This window comes from Pectobacterium quasiaquaticum (assembly GCF_014946775.2).
GTDB lineage: Bacteria > Pseudomonadota > Gammaproteobacteria > Enterobacterales > Enterobacteriaceae > Pectobacterium > Pectobacterium aquaticum.
Genome location: NZ_CP065177.1, coordinates 1,630,716 through 1,654,446, shown reverse-complemented (window position 1 = coordinate 1,654,446; position 23,731 = coordinate 1,630,716). Strand labels below are relative to the sequence as shown.

The 23,731-nt window shown below is 44.8% G+C and carries 22 protein-coding genes; 16 read left to right on the top strand and 6 right to left on the bottom strand.

Annotated features, from left to right (window positions below; all coding sequences use genetic code 11):
- Nucleotides 1-42: 42 nt before the first annotated feature.
- The 3 genes from IG609_RS07645 to IG609_RS07635 form a co-directional block, all read right to left on the bottom strand.
- Nucleotides 43-1,209 (bottom strand): nucleotide sugar dehydrogenase, encoded by a 1,167-nt coding sequence (locus tag IG609_RS07645; protein ID WP_193400384.1) that lies wholly within the window; start codon nucleotides 1,207-1,209, stop codon nucleotides 43-45.
- Between the two features lie 86 nt (nucleotides 1,210-1,295).
- On the bottom strand, nucleotides 1,296-5,486 hold the full coding sequence (locus IG609_RS07640) for an FkbM family methyltransferase (protein ID WP_193400382.1): 4,191 nt from the start codon (nucleotides 5,484-5,486) through the stop codon (nucleotides 1,296-1,298).
- A 161-nt stretch (nucleotides 5,487-5,647) separates the two neighbouring features.
- A complete protein-coding gene (locus IG609_RS07635; RefSeq protein ID WP_226374221.1) occupies nucleotides 5,648-6,541 on the bottom strand; it encodes a flagellin N-terminal helical domain-containing protein in 894 nt (297 codons plus the stop codon).
- Between the two features lie 276 nt (nucleotides 6,542-6,817).
- Between IG609_RS07635 and fliD the strand changes: the two genes are divergently transcribed.
- Genes fliD through fliT form a run of 3 tightly spaced genes read left to right on the top strand, consistent with a single transcriptional unit; the run spans nucleotide 6,818 to nucleotide 9,048 of the window.
- Entirely contained in the window at nucleotides 6,818-8,236 is a 1,419-nt protein-coding gene (fliD, locus tag IG609_RS07630) for a flagellar filament capping protein FliD (RefSeq protein ID WP_193400379.1), read from the top strand.
- 31 nt (nucleotides 8,237-8,267) lie between these two features.
- Nucleotides 8,268-8,675: a flagellar export chaperone FliS gene (gene fliS / locus IG609_RS07625; RefSeq protein ID WP_193400377.1), complete on the top strand. Its 408-nt coding sequence runs from the start codon at nucleotides 8,268-8,270 to the stop codon at nucleotides 8,673-8,675.
- A gap of 1 nt (nucleotide 8,676) precedes the next feature.
- Nucleotides 8,677-9,048, top strand: a complete 372-nt coding sequence (gene fliT, locus IG609_RS07620) for a flagella biosynthesis regulatory protein FliT (RefSeq protein WP_193399085.1) — start codon at nucleotides 8,677-8,679, stop codon at nucleotides 9,046-9,048.
- 98 nt (nucleotides 9,049-9,146) lie between these two features.
- Here the strand turns inward: fliT and fliE are convergent, their stop codons facing one another.
- Nucleotides 9,147-9,461: a flagellar hook-basal body complex protein FliE gene (gene fliE, locus IG609_RS07615; protein ID WP_039545060.1), complete on the bottom strand. Its 315-nt coding sequence runs from the start codon at nucleotides 9,459-9,461 to the stop codon at nucleotides 9,147-9,149.
- A 258-nt stretch (nucleotides 9,462-9,719) separates the two neighbouring features.
- Here fliE and fliF point away from each other — a divergent pair, with 258 nt between their 5' ends.
- The 13 genes from fliF (at nucleotide 9,720) to fliR (ending at nucleotide 20,580) form a co-directional block, all read left to right on the top strand.
- Nucleotides 9,720-11,423 (top strand): flagellar basal-body MS-ring/collar protein FliF, encoded by a 1,704-nt coding sequence (gene fliF / locus IG609_RS07610; protein ID WP_193400375.1) that lies wholly within the window; start codon nucleotides 9,720-9,722, stop codon nucleotides 11,421-11,423.
- Nucleotides 11,420-12,412: a flagellar motor switch protein FliG gene (fliG, locus tag IG609_RS07605; RefSeq protein ID WP_116162528.1), complete on the top strand. Its 993-nt coding sequence runs from the start codon at nucleotides 11,420-11,422 to the stop codon at nucleotides 12,410-12,412. The genes fliF and fliG overlap by 4 nt, the downstream gene beginning before the upstream one ends.
- Entirely contained in the window at nucleotides 12,405-13,127 is a 723-nt protein-coding gene (fliH, locus tag IG609_RS07600) for a flagellar assembly protein FliH (RefSeq protein WP_193399084.1), read from the top strand. The genes fliG and fliH overlap by 8 nt, the downstream gene beginning before the upstream one ends.
- Nucleotides 13,127-14,497, top strand: coding sequence for a flagellar protein export ATPase FliI (gene fliI / locus IG609_RS07595; protein WP_102118452.1), 1,371 nt, complete (start codon nucleotides 13,127-13,129; stop codon nucleotides 14,495-14,497). The genes fliH and fliI overlap by 1 nt, the downstream gene beginning before the upstream one ends.
- A gap of 8 nt (nucleotides 14,498-14,505) precedes the next feature.
- A complete protein-coding gene (gene fliJ, locus IG609_RS07590; RefSeq protein ID WP_010279625.1) occupies nucleotides 14,506-14,952 on the top strand; it encodes a flagellar export protein FliJ in 447 nt (148 codons plus the stop codon).
- Entirely contained in the window at nucleotides 14,949-16,247 is a 1,299-nt protein-coding gene (locus IG609_RS07585; protein ID WP_193400373.1) for a flagellar hook-length control protein FliK, read from the top strand. Before fliJ ends, IG609_RS07585 begins: the two co-directional genes overlap by 4 nt.
- 155 nt (nucleotides 16,248-16,402) lie before the next feature.
- A complete protein-coding gene (gene fliL, locus IG609_RS07580) occupies nucleotides 16,403-16,882 on the top strand; it encodes a flagellar basal body-associated protein FliL (RefSeq protein WP_102118449.1) in 480 nt (159 codons plus the stop codon).
- Nucleotides 16,883-16,887: 5 nt separating this feature from the next.
- Complete coding sequence (gene fliM, locus IG609_RS07575) at nucleotides 16,888-17,901, top strand: flagellar motor switch protein FliM (protein WP_102118448.1); 1,014 nt, start codon at nucleotides 16,888-16,890, stop codon at nucleotides 17,899-17,901.
- Nucleotides 17,894-18,307: a flagellar motor switch protein FliN gene (gene fliN, locus IG609_RS07570; RefSeq protein WP_193399082.1), complete on the top strand. Its 414-nt coding sequence runs from the start codon at nucleotides 17,894-17,896 to the stop codon at nucleotides 18,305-18,307. The genes fliM and fliN overlap by 8 nt, the downstream gene beginning before the upstream one ends.
- Nucleotides 18,307-18,729, top strand: a complete 423-nt coding sequence (fliO, locus tag IG609_RS07565; RefSeq protein WP_193399081.1) for a flagellar biosynthetic protein FliO — start codon at nucleotides 18,307-18,309, stop codon at nucleotides 18,727-18,729. Before fliN ends, fliO begins: the two co-directional genes overlap by 1 nt.
- Entirely contained in the window at nucleotides 18,726-19,502 is a 777-nt protein-coding gene (gene fliP, locus IG609_RS07560) for a flagellar type III secretion system pore protein FliP (protein WP_116186175.1), read from the top strand. Before fliO ends, fliP begins: the two co-directional genes overlap by 4 nt.
- A gap of 20 nt (nucleotides 19,503-19,522) precedes the next feature.
- Nucleotides 19,523-19,792 (top strand): flagellar biosynthesis protein FliQ, encoded by a 270-nt coding sequence (fliQ, locus tag IG609_RS07555; protein ID WP_010279609.1) that lies wholly within the window; start codon nucleotides 19,523-19,525, stop codon nucleotides 19,790-19,792.
- Between the two features lie 2 nt (nucleotides 19,793-19,794).
- A complete protein-coding gene (fliR, locus tag IG609_RS07550; RefSeq protein ID WP_193399080.1) occupies nucleotides 19,795-20,580 on the top strand; it encodes a flagellar biosynthetic protein FliR in 786 nt (261 codons plus the stop codon).
- Between the two features lie 367 nt (nucleotides 20,581-20,947).
- Here the strand turns inward: fliR and flgL are convergent, their stop codons facing one another.
- On the bottom strand, nucleotides 20,948-21,901 hold the full coding sequence (gene flgL, locus IG609_RS07545; RefSeq protein ID WP_193399079.1) for a flagellar hook-associated protein FlgL: 954 nt from the start codon (nucleotides 21,899-21,901) through the stop codon (nucleotides 20,948-20,950).
- A 31-nt stretch (nucleotides 21,902-21,932) separates the two neighbouring features.
- Nucleotides 21,933-23,615: a flagellar hook-associated protein FlgK gene (gene flgK / locus IG609_RS07540; RefSeq protein ID WP_193400372.1), complete on the bottom strand. Its 1,683-nt coding sequence runs from the start codon at nucleotides 23,613-23,615 to the stop codon at nucleotides 21,933-21,935.
- Between the last annotated feature and the right edge of the window lie 116 nt (nucleotides 23,616-23,731).

The following is a 23,731-nucleotide window of genomic DNA, read 5'->3' as shown; positions in this document are numbered from 1 at the left end:
TGCGCCAAAAATATAAATATGAATTTATTGATAGATTGTTTATCAATCACAGCCAAAAATATCTCGCGTATAAACTTTAGCTAGCACATCATTTAATTCAATAGACATTCTATTAGCTAATATTACATCTACACACTGTTTAAATTGTGATAAATCATTAATTACTGGTGAATTAAAAAATTCAGCCCCTTCAATTTCCGGTTCATAAACAATAACATGTATTCCTTTAGCTTTAATTCTCTTCATTACTCCTTGAATAGCCGAAGATCTGAAGTTATCAGATTCCGATTTCATAACCAACCGATAAATACCAACAACCTTAGGATTCATTTTTATTATAGAATCGGCGATAAAATCTTTACGAGTGCTATTAGCACTAACAATAGCCTGGATAATATTATTGGGAACGCTAGCATAGTTGGCTAACAACTGCTTCGTATCTTTTGGGAGACAATAGCCACCATAACCAAATGAGGGGTTGTTATAATGATTACCGATACGAAGATCTAATCCAACGCCTTCAATAATCTGTTGACTGTTCAACCCTAAGGATTGGGCGTACGTATCTAACTCATTAAAATAAGCAATACGCATTGCCAGATACGTATTAGAAAATAGCTTGATCGCCTCCGCTTCTGTAGATTCAGTAAGCAACACAGGAACATCTTTTTTTATTGCACCTTGCAGTAGCAGTTCTGCAAACTTTTCAGCACGAGCAGAGCGTTCGCCTACAACAATGCGTGACGGATGTAAATTGTCATACAACGCTTTCCCTTCTCGCAAAAATTCCGGTGAGAAAAGGATATTTTCTGTCTTGAATTTTTCTCTAGCTTGCTTTGTATAACCAACAGGAACTGTCGATTTAATTACAATGGCTGCTGACGAATTTAAAGACATGACCTGTTGTATCACAACTTCAACTGAATGTGTATTAAAGCGATTCGTTTCAGGATCGTAATCAGTTGGCGTAGCCACAATAACAAAATCTGCATTTTTGTATGCAGTTGTTATATCTAATGTTGCCGAAAAATTTAACGACTTATTTTGAAGAAAACTTTCAATATCACGATCAACGATAGGTGAAATTTTATCATTCAACATAGCCACTTTTTCAGGAACAATATCAACGGCAACGACGTCGTTATGCTGTGCCAAAAGCATCGCATTAGATAATCCAACATATCCTGTTCCTGCAATTGCTATTTTCATGATCATTTACCTAAAACTATTTATTTTATAATTTCCATAGGCATATTACCGATATATAATATGCCTATGAGAAAATTGCTAATGTATTATTTTTTTTCGAATAAATATGTAGCAGTAGCATTGAATCGCTTAGTTGCAACATACCCAAAATTTAACAAAAATTTATTTATCATATCAAACTCTGACTTAGTTGCTGCTTCAGCATACACGGCTGGGCTATACGCCTCAAGCGTTTTTTTCGCACCGCGCAAAACCTCCATTTCCATACCTTCTACATCTATTTTTATAATAGAAATACTTTCTATTATATCATTTCCTATCATCGAATCTAATGTAGATATTTTAATACCACCCTTATCATTGATTTCTAATTTTGTCATACCTATATTTTTTTCATCAACATTACCAAGTTTTGCAGTAGTTTCATAACTACCTAACCCCATCTCAAATGCAGTAATTTTATGACTTAGTGAATTTAAAGAAATGTTTTTAGATAGTGTATTATATACCTCTTTTTGTGGCTCAAATGATAGTACTTTTTCTGCACCACAAAATAGACCAAAGTAAACTGAGTGATTACCAATATTTGCACCAACATCAATAATAATAGAGCCAGTCTTTGTCCTTCTTGCAATATCTTCCAGCATCTCCGATTCATAAAAATTATGGCTTGTTTTTATTACACGTTGTATATGATCAGATTCATTGGGCAAATACATACAAACCATATTATTAGAATATTGGAAAGAAAAAAGATTGTTCACATTTGAAATTTCACATGGTGAAAAATTTGGTTCATCATCTATAAGACCATAGTAGGAGATCATGTTTTTTATATTTTTATCATTCTTCCCTTTTAGTATATTATCATGCCATAATGACTCATTTTCGGCGTTATCTTTCCATTCTAGTAATTCCATTTTCTCGCCAACAACTTTAAAAGATGAACCATTCAATCGGCACATCCAATAAAGCCATACATCATCAGTATTAGAGCATAAACGTTCAAAAATATTTTCATTAATTACATCACGATAAAAGCAATGAGGTGGATAAAGTGTCCCTGCACCTGATGTTGGGAATAGTAATGTGGATTCTTCAGACGAAAGATTTTCATCTCCCCAGACCCACTCTCTATAAGAAATTGGAAGTTTATCTTGATCGAGCACAATTTTATGAGCTCGCCATGCCACTACGGTTTTATAATTACCATTCCATGCATTAATAAGCTTTTCTAACCAATCAGGTTTATAGCAAAGATCATCATCAGCCGTTACAATAAATGCATTAGGATCTTCGATTAATGTAGGCACAATTTTTTTGTATGACTTTATATCTTCACAATATTTTATTTCAACCCCACGCGCGCGGAAAGCCAGAACATTTTCTGGAACAAGTGAACGTTCCGATTCTGCGATCCATAAAATCAGTCTATCTGGTTTAACCGACTGTTTTACAAGACAATCCAATGTCAAGTGAAGTGTTTTAAATCGTTTATAATAAGATGTTAAACTAACGATAAGTTTTTGCGGTAAAGAATGTTTATTATTATTTTCAACAAAATGATTGAATTTTTCAGTTTCATTAATATAGGTACTAGCCCATTCTAGTGAATCTAATGCTAATAGATAATATGATAAATCGTGAATACCATAAGCTGTATGCAGAATAAATGCTAGTTTTTCACGCTGTTCTGTTGTCAGCGAGTGCACTCGAATATTATCAGGCAGATAAACTGCAACAGCAGAAGTCATTTTTGATGACGGCAGCGTTTTCTGCTCATCAATCACGATAGGTTTAGCATATTCAATATCTTCTAACGAATGAAAAGAAAAACCATATTGTGTCAAAAGAGAAGTTACATCGCTAAATTGTAATTGCTCTTGATGAGTCTGAGAAAAAGTGATTTTTACTTGAACAACAAGACAGTCAGAGAGAATACGTTTACCATGGATAATAGCTTTGCGAATATCATAACGATTATCTAAAATCAGCCAATCCAGATGATTCAGCCCATGAATATGATCAAGTTTTGAGGTTTGAGCCATTACCTCAGCAAGTACTTTACTTCCCCCCTTTGAAGATAAAGGAACAAGATTACTACAATACTCCGGTGCAAGACACATATAAACAGGTACAGACTCTCCGTCACCCAACCCATGCAATTTTATATGCTGTATGCCTTTTTTACGCAGAGGAAGGTGCCGTTCTTCAACTTCGCCTACCATGTCCATAATGACAAAATGAAAAGCCTCAGTAGCAGACAGATTAATAAAGTTTTTATGCGTAGCTAGGCTACCGCCGTTATCCATAACGATTATTTTCCCCGATAGTTGGAAACTGAACCCATCTTGCAGCTTCGCGCTAGCAACACTATCCCCAACTGGGTGCTGTAATGTAACAGGTTGATTATCATCGTGGAAATAAGGCAGAAAATCGTTACTTAGCGTCAGTGCTTCGGGGGCTTTTCCTTCACAATAACGCTGCCATACCGCTCGCATGGCGTCAGAGAAATTTTTTGCAAAACGTTTACCATCACAGACTGGAGAAGCCAGCAATATATCACGCAAATGTTGGCGAATAACGCTTAAGCTATCTAAATCGTTCGCTATCCCCACGGTGATATTAACATACTGTTCCCAGTCGTTCGCCACAAGTTCAGGCATACCCGCATTAACCAAATGAGAAGCAGAATGACGACCAGCAAATGTCGGCCCTGGCAACGTTACCACTGGCACCCCCATCACCATTGCTTCACACGTAGTTAACCCACCCGAATAAGGCCAAGGATCGAGTGCAATATCGACATCATTATAGCTTGCGAGCAATTCCCGATGCGGAGCCCCCCCCTCAATCCTAACCCGAGCACGACTAATACCCTTTTTCTCTAGAGCAGAGTAGATGCGCTCACTTAATGTTTGATTAGAATAATTAAAACTCTTCAAAAACAACTGTGAATTCGGGACCGAATGCAAAATAAGCGCCCATTGCGCCAATAAGGTATCATTTATTTTTGATGCATTATTAAAACAGCCGAATGTAATATACCCTTTACTCGTAACAGGTAATTCACTAACGGGGGGTAAATAGTAAGGAGGGTCATAACAGATATAATCATCTGGCAAGCGAATCAATTTCTCTGTATATAGTGCATCCACTCCTGCAGGCGTTTCAATAGAGTCACTTAATAGGTAGTCCATTGTTTCAAGGCCGGTGCTACTAATTAATCCACCCACCCATTTTACTTGTATTGGTGCTGGGCGCTGTAATAGGGTTAGCATACGGCTATTTGAATTATAGCCACATAAATCAAACAGTATATCGATCTTATCTTCACGAATTATTTCAGCTAGTGAATCATTAGAGATATCGGCAACTACTTTCCATTGGGTGCAAATTTCTTTTATTTTTTGTGTGATATGATCTTCACTATGATTAGTACTATAGGTATAAAACTCTATTTCTGATTCAGGGATATGCGACAATCCTATGGTGATCATATTCCCCACAGGGTGGGAGCGAAAACCATCAGAAATCATGCCAATTCGCAACCGTTTGTCTGGATTTCTATTTTTAGCTACAGCTCGTGACGATTCTTTATCAAATTTAAACTTAGGCTGCCATGCCTTACACAGCGCTAAGATCTGTTCAGCCGTTCTTTCAGGATGGTAATGCGATCCGACAATGCGATTAAAAAATGGTGCTGGGTTACTTTTTGTTGTTTCTTCCGCCTTTTGATAAACAGCATCCATCTCGTCAAAATATCCAAGATCCTGTTTAATCATTCCTAGATTACTCCAGTACATCCAGTTGGCAGGATCTTCTTGTATTAATCCCTTGAAGATACTTTCCGCCAACTCATATTTTTTCAATTTCTGTAAGACAGTAGCATAGAGTGATCGCAAGGGTCTTGACTCTGCCTTAGCTACCGCTTTTATTATGCTTGATAAATATATTTCTGCTTCTTCTAGTCGTTCCCTACGGTATAGTAAATCGGCCTTAGCATATATGGCTTCAAGATACGAAGGGTAAAGCTTCAGTACATCGTCAATCAGTTGCTCTGCTTCAAAGAAATTACCGAGTTTTTGCCGTGCTCTCGCCGCGATCACCAAAAGTAAAGGATTTTTTTCATCATTCCGTAACAACTCCGTTACTAGCTGCAAAGCGTTTCCCGGCTGTGTTGAAAGCCATTCGGCCGCTAACTTAACTTTCTTATTCACATCAGAGTTTGGATTTTTTTTCTTGTTAACAACCGATTTTTTAGACGATTTTTTCATATTGAGCACTTCACTATAGGTGATAGCAGCATGTCACATCTGCAATGATCTCTATTCCCGACATGCAAGCCTGGAGTGATCCACTATAAAGGACATAAAAAAAATAGCGGGGATAAAAACCCGCTATTTTTATGCTATTTGTCAGGATTGACGCTAACGGATTAACGCAGCAGAGACAATACCGTTTGTGGAACCTGATTAGCCTGTGACAATACAGAAGTACCAGCCTGTTGCAGGATCTGGTTTTTGCTCATATTAGACACTTCTGTTGCAATGTCCGCATCTTCGATACGACTACGTGCAGAGGTCAGGTTGTTAACGGTGCTGTTCAGGTTAGTTACGGTAGATTCAAAACGGTTTTGAATCGCACCCAAGCTGCTACGCAGCGAGTCAACCGAGGAAATAGCGCTGTCAATATCTGCTAACAGGCCACTTGCAACAGTTGCGGTTGCTGCAGTTGCACCCGTTGCGGCAGTATAAGCAGAAAGAATACCGGCAGTTGCAGCACCAGTACTTGTCTCAGTAACAGCCGACATACCAGTATTGCCAGCAAACAGCGTCGAAGAATCAATTTTCTTCAGACTGATACCAATAGTTTCGCCATCATTGGCACCAACCTGAATAGACAGCGTTTGTGCAGTAGCAAGAACTTTAACACCGTTAAACTGTGTTTGTGCAGAAACACGGTTAATTTCTTTCAGACGATCAACCACTTCGTTGTTGATAGAAACCAGATCATCAGCAGAGTTAGAACCGTTATTAGCCTGAACGGTCAGTTCACGGATACGCTGCAGGTTGTTGTTGATTTCGTTCAATGCGCCTTCAGTGGTCTGTGCAACGGAGATACCGTCGTTAGCATTACGTGCAGCCTGAGTCAGGCCTTTGATGTTAGCAGTGAAGCGGTTGGCAATAGCTTGGCCCGCAGCATCATCTTTTGCGCTGTTGATACGGAAGCCAGAAGACAAACGCTCGATAGCCGTACCCAGTGCAGACTGAGATTTGTTCAGGTTGTTTTGAGCCGTCAGAGACAGGCTGTTAGTATTGATGACTGCCATAATTATATTCCTTATTACGCATTTAAGTCGATTTCGGGTCGGTTTAAAGTTCGGGCTGTTGCCCACGGCTTTTATCACCGTCCTAACCTGTATCGGCGTGCTTGAACGAAGCTTTAATTATTTTTAGAAATTTATTTGCTGATATGAAATATTGTGGTTGCGTCGTGGATAAAACCATATCTGCATAGGCAGTATATTAGCGCAATGATGCTAAACTTTCTTCTATAGCTGCCGATAAGCAGTTTATGGTACCTGAAACCCATTAAAGGAATTATTATGGCTAGCATCAGCTTTACAGGCTCTACCAGTGGTTTTACTGATATCCTAAACCAGTTGACCTCGTTTGAGCAGACACGCATCACGCCTGTTAACAATCAACAGAAAGTATACAAAAATCGTGACACTGCTTTCGATACACTGAAAACAGCACTCACGAAGCTGGAATCCGCTAATACGGCATTGGCTAAAGCAAACGAAATTAACAAAACTGCCGTTAGTGGTGAAAACAAAGCTTTTAGCGCAACCTCCTCAGGCAAAGCTGTAGCTGGTACTTATAACGTAGAAGTACAGAACCTTGCTGCAGCCCATTCCGTCATTTCCGCCAAAGAAACGAGCAATAAAACGGCATTAGGCGATGGAGCCAGTACGCGGACGCTCACAATTAAACAGGATGGCCAAGACAAACCGCTTGAAATTAAACTGACGCAAGAGCAAACCTCTTTGGAAGGCATTCGCGATGCGATTAATAAAGCGAATGGTGATGTCAGCGCAAGCATTATCAAAGCAGATGACAGCAACTACTACCTTTCAATTACATCCAAAAGCACAGGTACTGACTCACAGATGACGATCAGCGTCAGTGGTGACGACGAATTAAACCAAAAGCTATCTTATACCGCAGGGGGAAGCAGCAACGGCATGAAACAACAGACCGCTGCTGAGAATGCTATTCTCCAGCTAAACGGTATCCAGGTTGTCCGACAGAGTAATACAATAGATGATGCCATTGAAGGTGTAACATTAAACTTAAAATCGAAAACCGCAATTGATACTCCTGAGACATTAACGCTCACTGGAGACAATGCGCCAATGCAGAAGGCGATTCAAGAATGGGTTGACGCTTATAACGCTCTGCAAACTACCATTGGCAACCTGACGAAGTTTACCCCTACCGACCCAAACTCTGAGGCGCCAGATGCAAGTAATGGTGTTTTACTCGGTAACGGCACAGTGCGCAGTATTCAAACTAAACTGAAGATGCAAATCTCCAGTGCACAAAATGGAATGGATATCAGTACATTGAATGAAATGGGGATTAAACAAAATCCAACGGATGGCAAATTGGAGATTGACAGTAGTAAACTGCAGAAATCGCTACAAGAAAAAAACGGTTCTGTTACAGAGTTTTTCGTCGGCGATGGCAAAAACACAGGCTTTGCCACACAGGTTAACACTTATCTAGACTCTGTACTCAAAGTTACCTCGGGTGAGGATAAAGGTTCAATTCAAATTGCCAAAGAAAGTATCGCTGCAACACAAAAAACACTCACAAAAACCGAAGAACAAACCAAACGAAGTATCGAAGAGAATATCGCCCGATATAAAGCACAGTTTACTCAACTGGACAAGCTGGTATCACAGATGAATAGCACCAGCAGTTATTTAACAACGCAGTTAGCAGCACTTAGCAATTAATACCGAGTAAGTGACAATAAAGGACAGCGAAATGTATAGCAAAACGGGCAGCCAAGCCTATGCTCAAGTTGGCTTGGAAAGTGCGGTAATGAGCGCCAGTCCGCATCAACTTATCGTGATGTTGTTCGATGGTGCCCGTAGTTCGATGGTTCGTGCCCGTATTCTACTGGAACAAGGCGACATACCAGGGAAAGGCGCTGCGTTATCGAAAGCCATCGATATCATTACTAATGGCTTGAAGGTTGGGCTAGATATGGAAAAAGGCGGTGAGCTGGCAGAAAATTTGTCAGCGCTTTATGACTATATGACGCAACGCCTAATGATCGCCAACCTGCACAACGATGTGAAGGTGATAGAGGAAGTAGAAGCTTTGCTGGAAAACATAGCCAGCGCCTGGCGTCAAATCGGCCCAAACTATCAGCCGCCTCAGGAAAAATAGCATGAGCAATCTCCATCAGCTTTTCAAAGATTATCAACAATTGCAAGCTCTTAGCCGTAAAATTCTTGCATTAGCATCAGGTGGTCAATGGGATGAATTGGTTGCTCAGGAGATTGTTTACATTCAGTTGGTTGAAAATCTCACTAAAAGACCGATTCCGACAGATGTTGACAGCGTTATGCAGCTACATTTCCGCCGAATACTACGCGAAATTATTGAGAATGAATCTCAAATTAAAGAACTGCTACGGAAAAGAATGGATGACCTGAGCTTATTGATGAAGAACTCCGTTGCCCAGCAAAATGTGAATTCCACCTATGGCGAATTCTCTGAACAGCGACTTCTCCCTGGTGATGTCAGTAATAGGCAATAATTGCCACACTCAACAGTTTTGCTTGATGCCTGCATTCACAGGTATCAAGCAAGATGAGAATTATAACACCTATAAAACAATGCGTTTATGAGTTAGCCCTACACAGACATATTCATCACTTCCTGATACGCAGATACCAGTTTATTACGCACCTGAATACCCATCTGCATTGAAATGGATGATTTCTGCAAATCCACCATCACATCATTCAATGCCACACCCGGCACACCTAAGGTAAATTTTTCAGCCTGCGTACGAGCCGTCTGTTGCGTGTCGCTGATCTTATCGATCGCCGCCCTCAGTTCGCTGGCAAAACCAGGTTCTACCGATGGTCTAGCTATTGGCGTGCCAGTGGCCTGCAGGGCTTTGACCTGCATTTGCTGTAAAACGCCATCAATACCTTGAACCGACATAACACCTCACTAAAATGCTAATTAAGCTTTTCCACACACACTTATGACGACCATACACTACCATACCCCGTTTAGTCTAAATGGGGTAATTAACGTGAAAAATGCCACCTTATCGACCCATCGATTTTTCTTTTACGGAAAATAATGACATGCCCGCAAATGTAGGGGAAATGTTTTATTGATTGCGCAATCAGGGAGTTCTGTTTTGTCACGTCACAACGTTAAGTATATCGTTCAACAACCAAGCAGAGATAGAGTATGAACGCCTCATTCACCGGCGCCGCTACCGGTAAAAATAGCTTTGGCGAAATACTCAACCGGTTACGCGCCAATCCGAAAATTCCGCTATTGATCGCAGCGGCGGCCACTATTGCGATCGTTGTTGCGTTGACGCTATGGGCCAAAGGTCCAGACTATCGAGTGCTTTACAGCAATATAAATGACCGCGATGGCGGTGCGATTGTCAGTGAATTAACGAAGCTGAATATCCCTTATCGTTTTGCGGAAAGCGGTGGGGCGATCATGATCCCTGCTGCAAATGTCTATGAGACACGACTCCGACTGGCTCAATTAGGGCTGCCAAAAGGTGGCGCCGTTGGCTTTGAATTGCTCGATCAGGAAAAATTTGGCATCAGCCAATTCAGCGAGCAAATTAATTACCAGCGTGCGTTGGAAGGTGAACTGTCCAGAACGATAGAAACGCTCGGCCCTGTTCAGAATGCGCGAGTTCATCTTGCCATACCAAAGCCTTCGCTGTTCGTTCGTGAGCAAAAAGCCCCCTCTTCTTCTGTCACACTGACATTACAGCCTGGTCGTGCATTAGATGAAGGGCAAATCAATTCCATTGTTTATATGGTTTCCAGCAGTGTTGCTGGCCTGCCACCGGACAATGTTACGGTCGTCGATCAGACCGGACGCCTATTAACCCAAGCTGGCGGCAGCGGCCGCGACCTGAATGCTGCGCAACTGAAGTATAGCAACGAAATCGAGGCGATGTACCAACGCCGCATCGAGTCAATTATCGCGCCAATGGTTGGCATGGGTAACGTACATGCCCAAGTCACCGCGCAAATCGATTTCTCTGCTCGCGAACAAACTGATGAGCAATATCAACCCAATCAACCGCCAGATAAAGCGGCTGTTCGCTCTCAGCAAACCAGCCAGAGTGAGCAAAGAGGGGGCCCTAACGTCGGTGGCGTTCCTGGTGCACTAACCAATCAGCCAGCACCCGCACCCACAGCCCCCATTGCGACGCCGCCAAATAATGCCAACGCCAATACAAATAATCAGGCAGGCCAGCAGAACCCAAACAATGCGGCAAATGCGAATACCGTTATTCAAACATCAAATGTTCGCAATGATGCAACCACCAACTATGAAGTCGACAAGACCATTTTACACACCAAACACAGTACCGGTGGTGTGAAGCGCTTGTCTGCAGCGGTTATTGTTAACTATCAGCCCCCGGGGGAGGATGGCAAGCCAGTTGCACTGACGGAAGAGCAGATCAAACAGATTGAAACGGTAGCACGGGAAGCAATGGGCTTCTCTGCCGAACGTGGGGATACCTTAAATGTCGTTAACACGCCATTTATGGATAGTACCGATGGGACTGGAGAACTCCCCTTCTGGCAAAAACAAGTATTCTTCGATCTCTTGATCGAAGCAGGCCGTTGGCTGCTGGTTCTGATCGTCGCCTGGATCCTGTGGCGTAAACTGGTACGTCCGCAGTTGCAGAGAAAAGCACAGCAACAAGAAGCGGCACTGGCAGCAGCGACGCTGTCTCAAGGTGCAGACAGCGATGTTATGGTCAACCTGAGCAGCTCAGAAATTGAGCAACAGCGGAAATCGCAGCAACGCGTCAATGCAGAGATGCAAAGTAACCGCATACGTGAAATGGCAGAGAACGATCCACGCGTTGTCGCTCTAGTAATTCGTCAATGGATGAGTACTGAACTATGAACCTGACAGGAACAGAAAAAAGCGCCATCTTATTGATGACCATTGGTGAAGACCGCGCCGCAGAAGTATTTACTCATCTTTCGGCTAAAGAAGTACAACATCTTAGTTCTGCAATGGCGAATATGAGGCAGGTATCGCAACAGCAGTTGCTCGAAATCCTGAGGGAGTTTGAGGCTGACTCAGAGCAATATGCTGCGCTCAGTGTGAATGCGGGTGACTACCTTCGCTCAGTGCTTGTCAAAGCCCTTGGTGAAGAGCGCGCCTCTAGCCTGCTAGAAGATATTCTGGAAAGCCGCGACTCCACGAGTGGAATGGAAACGCTCAACTTCATGGAGCCGCAGATTGCCGCAGACCTTATTCGCGACGAGCACCCACAGATTATCGCAACAATCCTCGTTCACCTGAAACGCGCTCAAGCTGCCGATATCTTAGCCCTGTTTGACGAACGTCTTCGCCACGACGTTATGCTACGTATCGCGACCTTCGGTGGCGTTCAACCTTCTGCATTAGCAGAACTGACAGACGTTCTGAATGGCTTGCTGGATGGTCAGAACCTCAAACGCAGCAAGATGGGTGGTGTTCGTACTGCGGCAGAAATTATCAACCTGATGAAAACTCAACAGGAAGAAGCCGTTATCGATGCGGTACGCGAGTTCGATGGCGAACTGGCACAAAAAATTATCGACGAAATGTTCCTGTTCGAAAATTTGGTCGAGGTGGACGACCGCAGCATCCAGCGTCTTCTGCAAGAAGTGGAATCCGAGTCTTTGCTGTTGGCATTGAAAGGCGCAGAAGAACCTTTGCGCGAAAAATTCCTGCGCAATATGTCTCAGCGTGCGGCAGAAATTCTTCGCGACGATCTCTCGACACGCGGTCCAGTACGTATGTCGCAGGTCGAAAACGAACAGAAAGCCATTCTGCTTATCGTTCGCCGACTGGCAGACAGCGGCGAGATGATTATTGGTGGCGGCGAGGATGCCTATGTCTAATGCCCCAAAAAATCTGGCCTGGGAGCCTTGGAAGCTCAATGATTTGGCTGAACCAATTTCAAAAAACATGCCAGCATATGAGACAAATGATGCACCCGACGTGTCTGACATGGTTCATTTCAATGAAGAGAACACCATTCCTACCTTCGAGGATGAGCTGGCATCTCTGCGTGAAAGTGCAATGCAACAGGCACGAGAAGCCGGGTTTGCACAGGGTCATCAACAAGGCTATGACGCAGGTTATCAGGAAGGATTAGCACAGGGGCAACAGCAGGGTTTGCAAAATGCCTTGCAGCAGCAACAGCCGGTCATTGAACAGATGCAGCAGATGGTCACCGAATTCCAACAGACGTTGGATACACTCGACAGTGTTATCCCAGCTCGCCTGATGCAGTTGGCGTTGACCGCAGCCAAGCAAATCTTGGGACAACCTCCAGTGTGTGACGGCAATGCTTTGCTCAGCCAGATACAGCAATTGATTCAGCAAGAGCCTATGTTCTCAGGTAAAACACAATTGCGCGTCCATCCTTCCGATCTGGAACGCGTTGAACAATATTTGGGCCCGACACTCAGCCTACATGGCTGGAGATTGCTTGCTGATAGCCAGCTCCATCCAGGTGGTTGCAAAGTGAGTGCAGAAGAAGGCGATCTGGATGCCAGTCTGGCAACACGCTGGCATGAACTTTGCCGTTTAGCTGCCCCAGGGGAATTATAATGACTTCACGCCTCGGGCGCTGGCTCTCTTCTCTTGATGCATTTGAGAAGCGTATTGATGACACCCCCTCGGTGCGTCGTTACGGCCGCTTAACGCGTGCGACAGGTTTGGTGTTGGAAGCGACAGGGTTGCACATGCCTCTGGGCGCGACCTGCCTTATCGAACGGCAGAATGGTTCTCAGGTTGAAGAAATAGAAAGCGAAGTTGTCGGTTTCAATGGGCAAAAACTCTTTCTTATGCCACTAGAAGAAGTTGAAGGTATTACGCCCGGAGCGCGTGTTTATGCCCGTGTCGGCCAAGACAGCAGCAGTCAGGGAAAGCAATTGCCTTTAGGCCCTGAATTACTGGGTCGAGTGCTGGATGGTAGCGCAAAACCGTTGGATGGTTTACCCGCGCCGGATACAGGTTATCGCGCACCACTCATTACGCCGCCGTTCAACCCATTACAGAGAACACCAATCGACAGTGTTCTGGACGTGGGTGTTCGGGCCATCAATGCCTTGCTCACCGTGGGTCGGGGGCAGCGAATGGGCCTGTTTGCAGGTTCAGGTGTCGGTAAAAGTGTGCTTTTGGGGATGATGGCGCGCTATACTCAGGCAGATGTCATCGTTGTCGGCCTTATCGGTGAACGCGGCCGAGAAGTGAAAGACTTTATCGAGAATATCCTGGGAGCGGAAGGACGAGCGCGTTCCGTCGTTATTGCTGCACCGGCTGATGTTTCTCCATTATTAAGGATGCAAGGAGCCGCGTATGCCACGCGTATTGCTGAAGATTTTCGCGATCGCGGGCATCACGTGCTGCTCATCATGGATTCTCTCACGCGTTATGCCATGGCACAGCGTGAAATTGCGTTAGCGATTGGCGAACCGCCGGCAACCAAGGGTTATCCCCCTTCTGTTTTCGCTAAATTACCTGCGCTAGTAGAGCGCGCAGGTAATGGTATTCATGGAGGTGGTTCAGTCACCGCTTTCTATACTGTTCTAACAGAAGGTGACGATCAGCAGGATCCTATTGCTGATTCCGCACGTGCCATCCTTGACGGACATATCGTGCTGTCACGTCAATTAGCTGAGTCCGGTCATTACCCAGCAATTGATATTGAAGCATCAATTAGTCGCGCAATGACATCGCTGATCGATGAAGGGCATTATGCTTCTGTAAGGCAATTTAAACAGTTACTATCCAGCTACCAACGTAACCGTGATCTAGTCAGTGTTGGTGCCTATGCGGCAGGCAGTGACCCTATGCTTGACAAAGCAATTCGGCTATACCCGCATCTGGAAGCCTTCTTGCAGCAGGGGATGTTTGAACAAAGTAACTATGAAGAGTCCTGCCAAGCGTTGCACACTATTTTCCCTCGTAACGAGTAGGAGAGCAGATGAAAACCCAGTCACCGCTGGTTACACTACGCGAACTGGCGCAGAAGGACGTTGAGAAAGCTGCTGGTCAGTTGGGTCAAGTGCGTCAAGCACATCAACAGGCCGAGCAGCAACTCAATATGCTGTTAAACTATCAGGATGACTATCGCCAAAAATTGAACTCGACGATGTCCTCTGGTATGGCGAATAATAGCTGGCAGAATTATCAGCAGTTCATCCGAACGCTGGACAGTGCAATTGAGCAACACAGGCAACAGCTCTCGCAGTGGACATCACGTTTAGATTTAGCCATGAAGACCTGGCAAGAAAAACAGCAGCGCTTGAACGCATTTGAAAAACTGCAGGATCGTGAACTGACAAGACAGCTTGCCAAAGAAAATAAAATAGAACAAAAACAAATGGATGAATTTGCCCAACGGGCCTCACAGAGGAAAGCAGAATCATGAATCTGTCCGCGTTACCTATAGCTACCACGGCCAGTGATACAAGCAGTTCTTCTGCTTCATTACTGACACAGGGTGAGCTGCCAAAAGATTTTGTTGATCTGTTGAGCAAACGTATATCACAAGTAGCCGATGATGCCTCGGGTAAGAAAACGTTCGATAAAGTAGAGAAAGAAGCTTTGCTAAGCGCGTTAGGGAAAGATAATGCGTCGCTTAGCCGAGACGATTTAAACGCGCTGCTTTCTTCCTTCAGTTCTCTCACGGGCGCAACGATTACAGCGGGTCAGCAAAATCCAGAAATTGTAGAGCAAGCGAAGTTTAAAAACCTGGACAAAAAAGAAGGTGACAGCACCGCAGAGGACACTATCGCCGTGCAGGCACTGCTTGCCATGTTGCAGTCAACGCCGCTTCCTATACAACCTGCCGCTGATAGCACTGCAGCAACTGCCGTTAATGCAGGTTTAAACATTCCAGGACTCATTGATGCTAAACGCCAGAATGAAGCGCCCGCACCAGTACTAAACACTACGGGTGAAAGTACTAGAGGCACATTGGCAACATTACTCGACACGTCAGTGACGCCAGATAAAGATGCAGGTATATCACGCGATCTGCATCATGCAGCCAAGCAAACCTCATCAGCAACAACCGAATCTACGGATGAGGCTGCAAAGTTTGCGCTAACGACGCCAAATTCCCTTGCAGGCGATCGCAATGTGTCTGAATCAGTCTCGACCTTAGGCAACGGCGCGTCTCAAACTACGCCACCTGTGGCACAGGCGATGCCTATCCAGCCAGCATCGGTGGGAACTGCCACGTCATCCCCTCAGGCAGCGAGTGCGCAACTGAACGCTCCCTTTGGCTCACCGCAATGGCAAGACGCATTGGGCCAGCAAATTATTATGTTCAGCCGTAATGGTCAACAGACCGTAGAGTTACGTTTGAACCCACAGGAATTGGGTGCTCTGCACATCAGTCTAAAAATTGATGATAACCAAGCTCAAATTCATCTGGCTTCAGCAAGCGGTCAGGTTCGCTCAGCGCTGGAAGCTGCGCTGCCTCACCTGCGTAATGCAATGGCAGAAAGCGGAATTAACCTTGGTCAGAGCAGCGTAGGCAGTGATTCCTCTGCCTGGCAGCAGCAAATGGCGGGTAATAACAACGATGGCAATAATCGTGGGCCGTCTTACCAACAACAATTTAGCCATTCATCAGAAAGCACCAGTGAATTATTAGACGTACCAGAACCGTTAAGATCAATGGCATCATCCGTCAACGGCGTTGATATCTTTGCCTGAAACTGAAGTAAACGAACAAGTTAGCACGGTTTTCCCTGCCTATTCTCTGTATTGAACATAGCAATAGGCAGGATAATCATCGACATTACGCATTTATTTATTGTTGGTTTCATCCGACAGTAAATATCGATAAGTAACGGGAAATCTCTTTAGCTATGTCTGATATGCAAGTTAAACCAGGACGTAAACGGTCTTTTTGGCTAATACTACTGATTATCGTTGCTCTCGCTGCGGCTGGCGCTGCGGGCGCCGCCTGGTGGCTATTAAATCAGAAAAACGCAGCAACGGCTGAGCAGGAAGCGCCGCCACCGCCAGAGCCTGTTTTCATGCCACTGGATACCTTTACCGTTAATCTCGTCAATGCAGATAATGACCCTGATCGCGTGTTATATGTTGGATTCACGCTGCGGTTACCCGATGAAGCCACGCGTACACGGTTTACGAATTATCTACCAGAAGTTCGCAGCAGACTATTATTACTGCTTTCTCGTCAGGACGCGATTGCGCTTGCCAATGAGCAAGGTAAGCAAAAGTTGATAGAGCAAATTAAGCAAGTGCTAAGCCCACCATTAGTTCCTGGTCAACCTAACCAGGTCGTTACTGATGTTCTGTTCACGGCCTTTATACTGCGGTAACCATTATGGGCGATAGTATTCTTTCACAAGCAGAAATTGATGCACTATTGAATGGCGACAGCGGCGACAGCGACGCTGATAACAATGCGACATCAAAAACGGACGGGGACGTTAAACCCTATGATCCGAACACTCAGCGACGCGTTATTCGTGAGCGTTTACAGGCATTAGAAATTATTAATGAACGTTTCGCACGCCAATTCAGAATGGCATTGTTTAACCTGTTGCGTCGCAGCCCCGATATTACCGTGGGTGGAATTAAGATCCAGCCTTATCATGAGTTTGCCAGGAACCTTCCGGTACCGACAAACCTGAACCTTATCCACTTAAAACCGCTACGCGGTACTGCATTGTTTGTGTTTTCTCCGAGCCTGGTGTTTATCGCTGTAGATAACCTTTTTGGCGGTGACGGACGTTTTCCGACGAAAGTAGAAGGCCGCGAATTCACCCACACAGAGCAAAGAGTAATCAAACGTATGTTACGCCTGGCTCTGGAAGCCTATGGCGAAGCTTGGAATGCGATTTACAAACTTGACATCGAATACGTGCGTTCAGAAATGCAGGTCAAGTTTACCAACATCACAACGTCACCTAATGATATCGTCGTGACGACACCGTTTCATGTTGAAATCGGTTCGCTGACGGGTGAATTTAACATCTGTATTCCTTTTTCAATGATCGAGCCGTTGCGCGAATTGCTCGCCAACCCGCCATTGGAAAACTCACGCCAGGAAGATCAGAGCTGGCGGGACACCTTAGCCAAGCAGGTACAACATTCTGAATTGGAATTAGTTGCAAGCTTTGTTGATATTCCGCTGCGCCTCTCCAAGATTCTGAAGCTACAGCCCGGCGATGTCTTACCGATCGACAAACCTGATAAAATAGTCGCTCATGTTGACGGCGTGCCCGTGCTGACCAGCCAATATGGCACATTGAACGGGCAATATGCCCTGCGTGTTGAACATTTGATTAACCCTATATTGAATTCTCTGGATAACGAGGAACAGCCCCATGAGTGACACCAAGAAGCCGTCCGACGACAAGGAATCAGTGGACGATCTGTGGGCTGATGCATTTAACGAGCAGCAGGCTGCAGAAAAACCGGCCCCGACAACGGAAGGTATTTTTAAGGCGCTAGATGGTCATGATCCGTTGGGTGCTCTGCAGGATATCGACCTGATATTGGACATCCCTGTCAAACTCACCGTTGAGCTTGGCCGGACTAAAATGACAATAAAAGAATTACTGCGCCTGACTCAGGGCTCTGTTGTTGCACTTGATGGCTTAGCAGGTGAACCGTTAGATATCCTGATTAATGGCTATCTCATCGCCCAAGGCGAGGTGGTTGTGGTATCTGACAAGTACGGTGTCCGTATTACAGATATCATCACGCCATCCGAACGTATGCGTCGCCTGAGTCGTTAATGGCAATAGCCTCGATATCCTCTCCGGCCCCAGTAGCAAGTCAACAGTCAACACTTGTTACTGAGCCACCACTTACCGGCAGCATGTTACTGACACAGGTTGGTAGTGTGCTCGCTGGTGTTTTATTATTTATTCTGCTGATTGCCTGGCTAGCTCGCAAACTCGGCTTTGCTCCTCAAGCCAAGCAAAACAAGTTGCTAAAAGTCGTATCTAGTTGCTCAGTTGGGCAGCGTGAACGTGTCGTTATTGTAGAAGTTGATAATACCTGGCTGGTGTTAGGTGTTACGGCTCAGCAAATCACACCGCTGCATACACTTACAGCACAAGCCACCAACGACAGTTCCTCAACTGGTGACACCAAGCCGGTAGATTTCAATCAACTGTTAAAGAAAGTTTTAAAGCGTCCGGAAAAATCGGAATGAGTGCCTTGTCTAATTATTTTCGTATCACCTTCCTGCTTCGCACACTGCGCTACGCTTTCGCCATTGGTCTATTGTTTATGGCACCATCGGTGTGGGCACAGCTTCCTGGTATTGTGACGCAACCTCTACCTAACGGTGGACAGAGCTGGACGCTATCCGTACAGACGCTGGTTTTCCTTACGTCATTAACATTTCTTCCTGCTGCATTGTTAATGATGACCAGCTTCACCCGAATCATTATTGTACTGAGCTTGTTACGCAATGCGCTGGGTACACCAACCGCACCACCGAACCAGATATTACTCGGATTGACCCTTTTCCTGACATTTTTTGTCATGTCACCCGTATTAAACCGCGTTTATGACGAAGCCTATCTTCCCTTCAGTCAGGATAAAATCAGCATGGAAATCGCCATCGAGCGTGGCGCGGAACCTGTACGTGAATTTATGCTGCGGCAGACTAGGGAAACCGATTTGGCGTTGTTTACCCGGCTGGCAGAAATTCCAGAGATCCAGGGACCTGAAGCGGTGCCCATGCGTGTACTTCTCCCCGCATTCGTGACAAGTGAGCTAAAAACTGCTTTCCAAATTGGTTTCACCGTGTTTATTCCTTTCCTCATCATTGACCTCGTTGTTGCCAGCGTATTGATGGCACTGGGGATGATGATGGTTCCTCCGGCAACCATTTCATTGCCTTTTAAACTCATGCTTTTCGTATTAGTCGATGGCTGGCAGTTGCTACTCGGTTCATTAGCGCAGAGTTTTTATAGTTAGACGAAGAGAGGAATGCGACGATGACACCAGAATCGGTGATGGCACTTGGCTATGAGGCAATGAAGGTAGCATTGGCGTTGGCGGCGCCTCCGTTGATGGCAGCACTACTCAGCGGGCTGCTTATCAGTCTCCTGCAGGCAGCCACTCAGATAAACGAAATGACGCTGTCGTTTATCCCTAAAATCCTAACGGTATTCTTCACCTTAGTGATCGCTGGCCCCTGGATGTTAAACCTCATGCTGGACTATATGCGTACGCTATTCGGCCAGTTACCTAACATTATTGGGTAAGCATGCTGACGTTTAACAGTTGGGACATGATGAATTGGGTCAGTCAGTTTTTCTGGCCTTTTGTCAGAATTCTCGCACTGCTCAGCACCGCACCGGTCTTTAACGAAAGAGCAATTGGCAATCGGGTAAAAATCGGTTTGGGCGTAATGATTACCCTGCTTGTTGCGCCCTATTTACCGTTAAATACCACGCCTATTTTTTCCGTCATGGGCGTATGGCTGTTAATACAGCAAATTCTCATCGGTGTTACGCTCGGCCTGTCAATGCAGTTAGCATTTGCCGCTATTCGCCATGCTGGCGAACTCATTGGCTTACAAATGGGACTCGCTTTTGCGACCTTCTTTGATCCCACTGGTGGCCCGAACATGCCAATAATTGCCCGTTTCATGAATATTCTCGCGATACTATTGTTCTTAACCTTTGATGGGCACCTCTGGCTGATTTCGTTATTAGCAGATAGTTTCTATACTCTGCCCGTCAGTGTTAATCCGATTAACAGTCATGCCTTTCTTGCTCTTGCGCGCGCTGGCGGGTTAATCTTTATTAACGGACTGATGTTGGCATTGCCCATCATAACGCTATTACTGACCATCAACCTGGCATTAGGCATGCTTAACCGTATGGCCCCCCAACTCTCGATATTTGTCGTTGGCTTCCCGATTACTCTCACGGTGGGAATCATGACGTTAGGTTTATTGCTTCCACTGGTCCCCCCCTTCGCAGAGCATTTATTCAGCGAAGTATTCGATTTACTCGCTGACATTCTCACTCAACTATCAAGTTCTTAGCCGTTCCCTATATCAATCCGTAGTGGTCGAAGTGAGGCCAATACGGACACCAAGTGCATATATTTATTCCCTCCAACATCTTTACAGTTTGCTACTGTAGCTCGTCCTATGGCTATACGACGCTGTGATTTTTTCAAAATTGCGCCAGGAAAGTGCATCAGATAGCGATGCACTAAAACAGCCCATGCACTAAAATAATAGGCGTTATATAAAAGAGAATGTCAGAGGGAATTGAGGATGTTAGGGGAATAAAAAATGGCATGTCATCCATTCAATATAATAAAAGGAGTGACACGCCTAAAAAATACGCCCGGTTTAAGCGTATTCAAACCGTAAAGTAGTATAGAAAAAATATCGTCTATGACTACTATCTCATCTGGAATAACGACATTCCTTGCATATTCTGGAAAGCCGTATAAGAGGCCTGCAGAGAAGACTGCTGCATGATGTAGGATGAAATCGCCTCATACCAGTCTGTATCCTGCAACTGTGATAATGTCGCTTTATTTGTCACATCGCGATCTTTACCAATTGCATCAAGATTATCAATCTCATTAAGCTGAATCCCTAACTCTGCACGAACGGCAGAAACATTATTTAGCGTATTGTTTAAACCGCGATTGGCCGTATCCATTGCAGCAGCAACACCGGCTTTGGTTGCATCATCAGCCCCATCAAGCGGGGTTTCAAGCGCCTTAATTGCAATGTCCAGCGTTTCAAACAAATCCGATTGAACAGTGCCATCAGGTTCTTTCTTCGCGTCTCCCGTTACCTCACGGAAAACTGCAGAACCGACATGGCTGACATTCATATCTCTAGCAGCATCGACACGCTGTGAAATCGCTTTATCTCCGCCGACATAGTTAACGCCTGTAGCTCCCTCAACAAAAGGAATTTTATCTGTTTCATAACCGCCAAAAATATAATTGCCATTGCCATCGGTGCTATTCGCCAGATTCAATAATTCAGCCTTCATACCGCGCAACGCTGTGGCATGTGATTTCCGATCGTCATCACTCTTAATACCACCACCGCTAATCACCTCAGTTAGGGCAGAGGTAATAGTGATGACACTTTTATCTAATATAGAATCTTCCAATGACATGCTTTGCTTAGCAAACGTACGTGCTAGCGTATATTGGCTGTTTTCCGACTGAGCCTGGCCAAGCATAATAACATTCGCTGCTGCAATCGGATCATCTGATGGGTTTACGACACGCTTGCCCGTTGCCAACTGCTCGCCCGTTTTTTGCCACGTCGCCTGACCATTAATAATGCCTTGCATATTTTGCTGATATATCATGCTAGTACTTAAACGCATGGTATTAATTCCTCTCAATCAAATGGTCAAACTAGCTACGGGCCGCTAAAAGGGCATCAAATATGGATTGTGCTGTTTTGATGACCTGAGCATTTGCCATATAATATTGCTGATAACGCATCAGATCGCCGTACTCTTCATCCAAGTTTACACCGGACACGGACTGTTGTTCTGCCGTCAGTTGCTTAACAACGTTTTGCTGCGATGTATTATTTATCTTCAGCGTGTTGGTCTGGTTACCAATCGCGCCAACTAGACTAGCGTATGCGCCGGAAACACTCGCTTTTCCACCTACTATTTTTTCATTTTGCAGGGCCAACAGCGCCTTGGCGTTGGTATTATCACTCACACCGCCAAAAGCAATAGGGTTATTATTTTCATCAAAAGCGGATGCTGCTGCAATTTTATTCGGATTGGAAATAGCGACTGACATATCAATAATGGCGTCATTGACCGGCTTAAGCAGAAAGCTATCATTCATTGCAGGTGTCCCTGTAATGCTCATTTTGATGCCATCAAAATTCAGACTGCTCTCAGGCGGAGCCCCTGCGGTTGTTACTGCTGCGGTAAATTTTGAATTATCAGACAAACGCGTTACTTGCCAATCAGTGCCATCATATTTAATCGAATAATTAGTTGCCTGTACGTCTTTGGTATCGGTATAAGATGGTGTTAGTACCGCATTACCACTGTTTTTACTGTCATTCAGGGCAACCGCTTTACCAAAAGAGAAGAAATCACCGCCTTTAACGCCATCACGGTCATAACCTTTTTGATGTTGAACATTAAATGCATCAGCAAATGACAGCGCTAACTGCCCTAGCTGATTGCGTGCCCCATCCAGCGTCTCTGAACGAAAGGAGAGCAATCCGCCTAATGAACCGCCCGTTAATGTACTCTCATTCAAAGTGATAATATCGTTTGTCTGATCTTTATATCCGATGGTAAGGCGAGTCGGATCGATGCTGGAACCTATTGCGGCTAGCTGATTGCTTGTGCCTGCCTGAACGAGGTTGGTACCATTCTTTAACGCAACGTTATAAACCGTTCCATCTTGAATAACGACATCAACGCCCACTAACTTATTAAGTTGATCGACTAATACATCGCGCTGATCGAGCAAATCATTAGGCATCGTGCCGCTATTTGCGCCCATTAGTTTCGTGATTTCGTTGTTTAACGATGCGATCTGATCGGTATACGTATTAATTTGGCCAACAGTACTTTGAATCTGCGTATTCAGCCCACTGTCCATGTCACGCAGATATTTATCCGTCACCTTGAATTGGTTTACCAGCCCTTCAGCTTTGCCCAGTACAGTTTGACGAGTCGACGAATCACCTGCGTTACTGGTGAGATTTTGCAGGTTAGAAAAGAAGCCCTGTATGGTTGATGACAGGCTAGTCGTACTACTGGCCAGCAGATTATCAATCTTGGAAATCTGCTCGTAATAAGCGGTAACTGAACTGCTTGTCGTTTGCGCAGAACGTAGCTGGTTGGTAATAAATTCATTATATTGGCGGTCAATGCTAACAACATTAACACCGTTACCCATATATCCAGCGGATGTGCTGCTGCTAATTGCTTGTTCAATTATGGTATTTTGCCGGCTATACCCAGTAACAGCTTGATTACTAATGTTGTTACTGACTGTGCTAAGAGCGGCCTGTGCACCTTTTAAGCCACTCATCGCCGTATTAATTAAATTGGACATAGGGTGTTGTTCCTTTTACACAGGCTTTTCCGCCCTGCGCGATTAACCAAATGCTGAAAGCAGCAAATACGCCACATAAGTTAAATACTTTATCGGTCAGGGCGCGTAAATCTTGA

Coding starts and splice junctions, on each gene's coding strand:
- fliM (WP_102118448.1), top strand. CDS start 16,888: ATGGGCGATAGTATTCTTTCACAAGCAGAAATTGATGCACTATTGAAT.
- IG609_RS07635 (WP_226374221.1), bottom strand. CDS start 6,541: ATGGCAGTCATCAATACTAACAGCCTGTCTCTGACGGCTCAAAACAAC.
- fliF (WP_193400375.1), top strand. CDS start 9,720: ATGAACGCCTCATTCACCGGCGCCGCTACCGGTAAAAATAGCTTTGGC.
- fliQ (WP_010279609.1), top strand. CDS start 19,523: ATGACACCAGAATCGGTGATGGCACTTGGCTATGAGGCAATGAAGGTA.
- flgL (WP_193399079.1), bottom strand. CDS start 21,901: ATGCGTTTAAGTACTAGCATGATATATCAGCAAAATATGCAAGGCATT.
- fliO (WP_193399081.1), top strand. CDS start 18,307: ATGGCAATAGCCTCGATATCCTCTCCGGCCCCAGTAGCAAGTCAACAG.
- fliP (WP_116186175.1), top strand. CDS start 18,726: ATGAGTGCCTTGTCTAATTATTTTCGTATCACCTTCCTGCTTCGCACA.
- fliI (WP_102118452.1), top strand. CDS start 13,127: ATGACTTCACGCCTCGGGCGCTGGCTCTCTTCTCTTGATGCATTTGAG.
- fliR (WP_193399080.1), top strand. CDS start 19,795: ATGCTGACGTTTAACAGTTGGGACATGATGAATTGGGTCAGTCAGTTT.
- fliS (WP_193400377.1), top strand. CDS start 8,268: ATGTATAGCAAAACGGGCAGCCAAGCCTATGCTCAAGTTGGCTTGGAA.
- fliE (WP_039545060.1), bottom strand. CDS start 9,461: ATGTCGGTTCAAGGTATTGATGGCGTTTTACAGCAAATGCAGGTCAAA.
- fliG (WP_116162528.1), top strand. CDS start 11,420: ATGAACCTGACAGGAACAGAAAAAAGCGCCATCTTATTGATGACCATT.
- fliD (WP_193400379.1), top strand. CDS start 6,818: ATGGCTAGCATCAGCTTTACAGGCTCTACCAGTGGTTTTACTGATATC.
- fliL (WP_102118449.1), top strand. CDS start 16,403: ATGTCTGATATGCAAGTTAAACCAGGACGTAAACGGTCTTTTTGGCTA.
- fliN (WP_193399082.1), top strand. CDS start 17,894: ATGAGTGACACCAAGAAGCCGTCCGACGACAAGGAATCAGTGGACGAT.
- IG609_RS07585 (WP_193400373.1), top strand. CDS start 14,949: ATGAATCTGTCCGCGTTACCTATAGCTACCACGGCCAGTGATACAAGC.
- IG609_RS07645 (WP_193400384.1), bottom strand. CDS start 1,209: ATGAAAATAGCAATTGCAGGAACAGGATATGTTGGATTATCTAATGCG.
- fliH (WP_193399084.1), top strand. CDS start 12,405: ATGTCTAATGCCCCAAAAAATCTGGCCTGGGAGCCTTGGAAGCTCAAT.
- fliJ (WP_010279625.1), top strand. CDS start 14,506: ATGAAAACCCAGTCACCGCTGGTTACACTACGCGAACTGGCGCAGAAG.
- flgK (WP_193400372.1), bottom strand. CDS start 23,615: ATGTCCAATTTAATTAATACGGCGATGAGTGGCTTAAAAGGTGCACAG.
- fliT (WP_193399085.1), top strand. CDS start 8,677: ATGAGCAATCTCCATCAGCTTTTCAAAGATTATCAACAATTGCAAGCT.
- IG609_RS07640 (WP_193400382.1), bottom strand. CDS start 5,486: ATGAAAAAATCGTCTAAAAAATCGGTTGTTAACAAGAAAAAAAATCCA.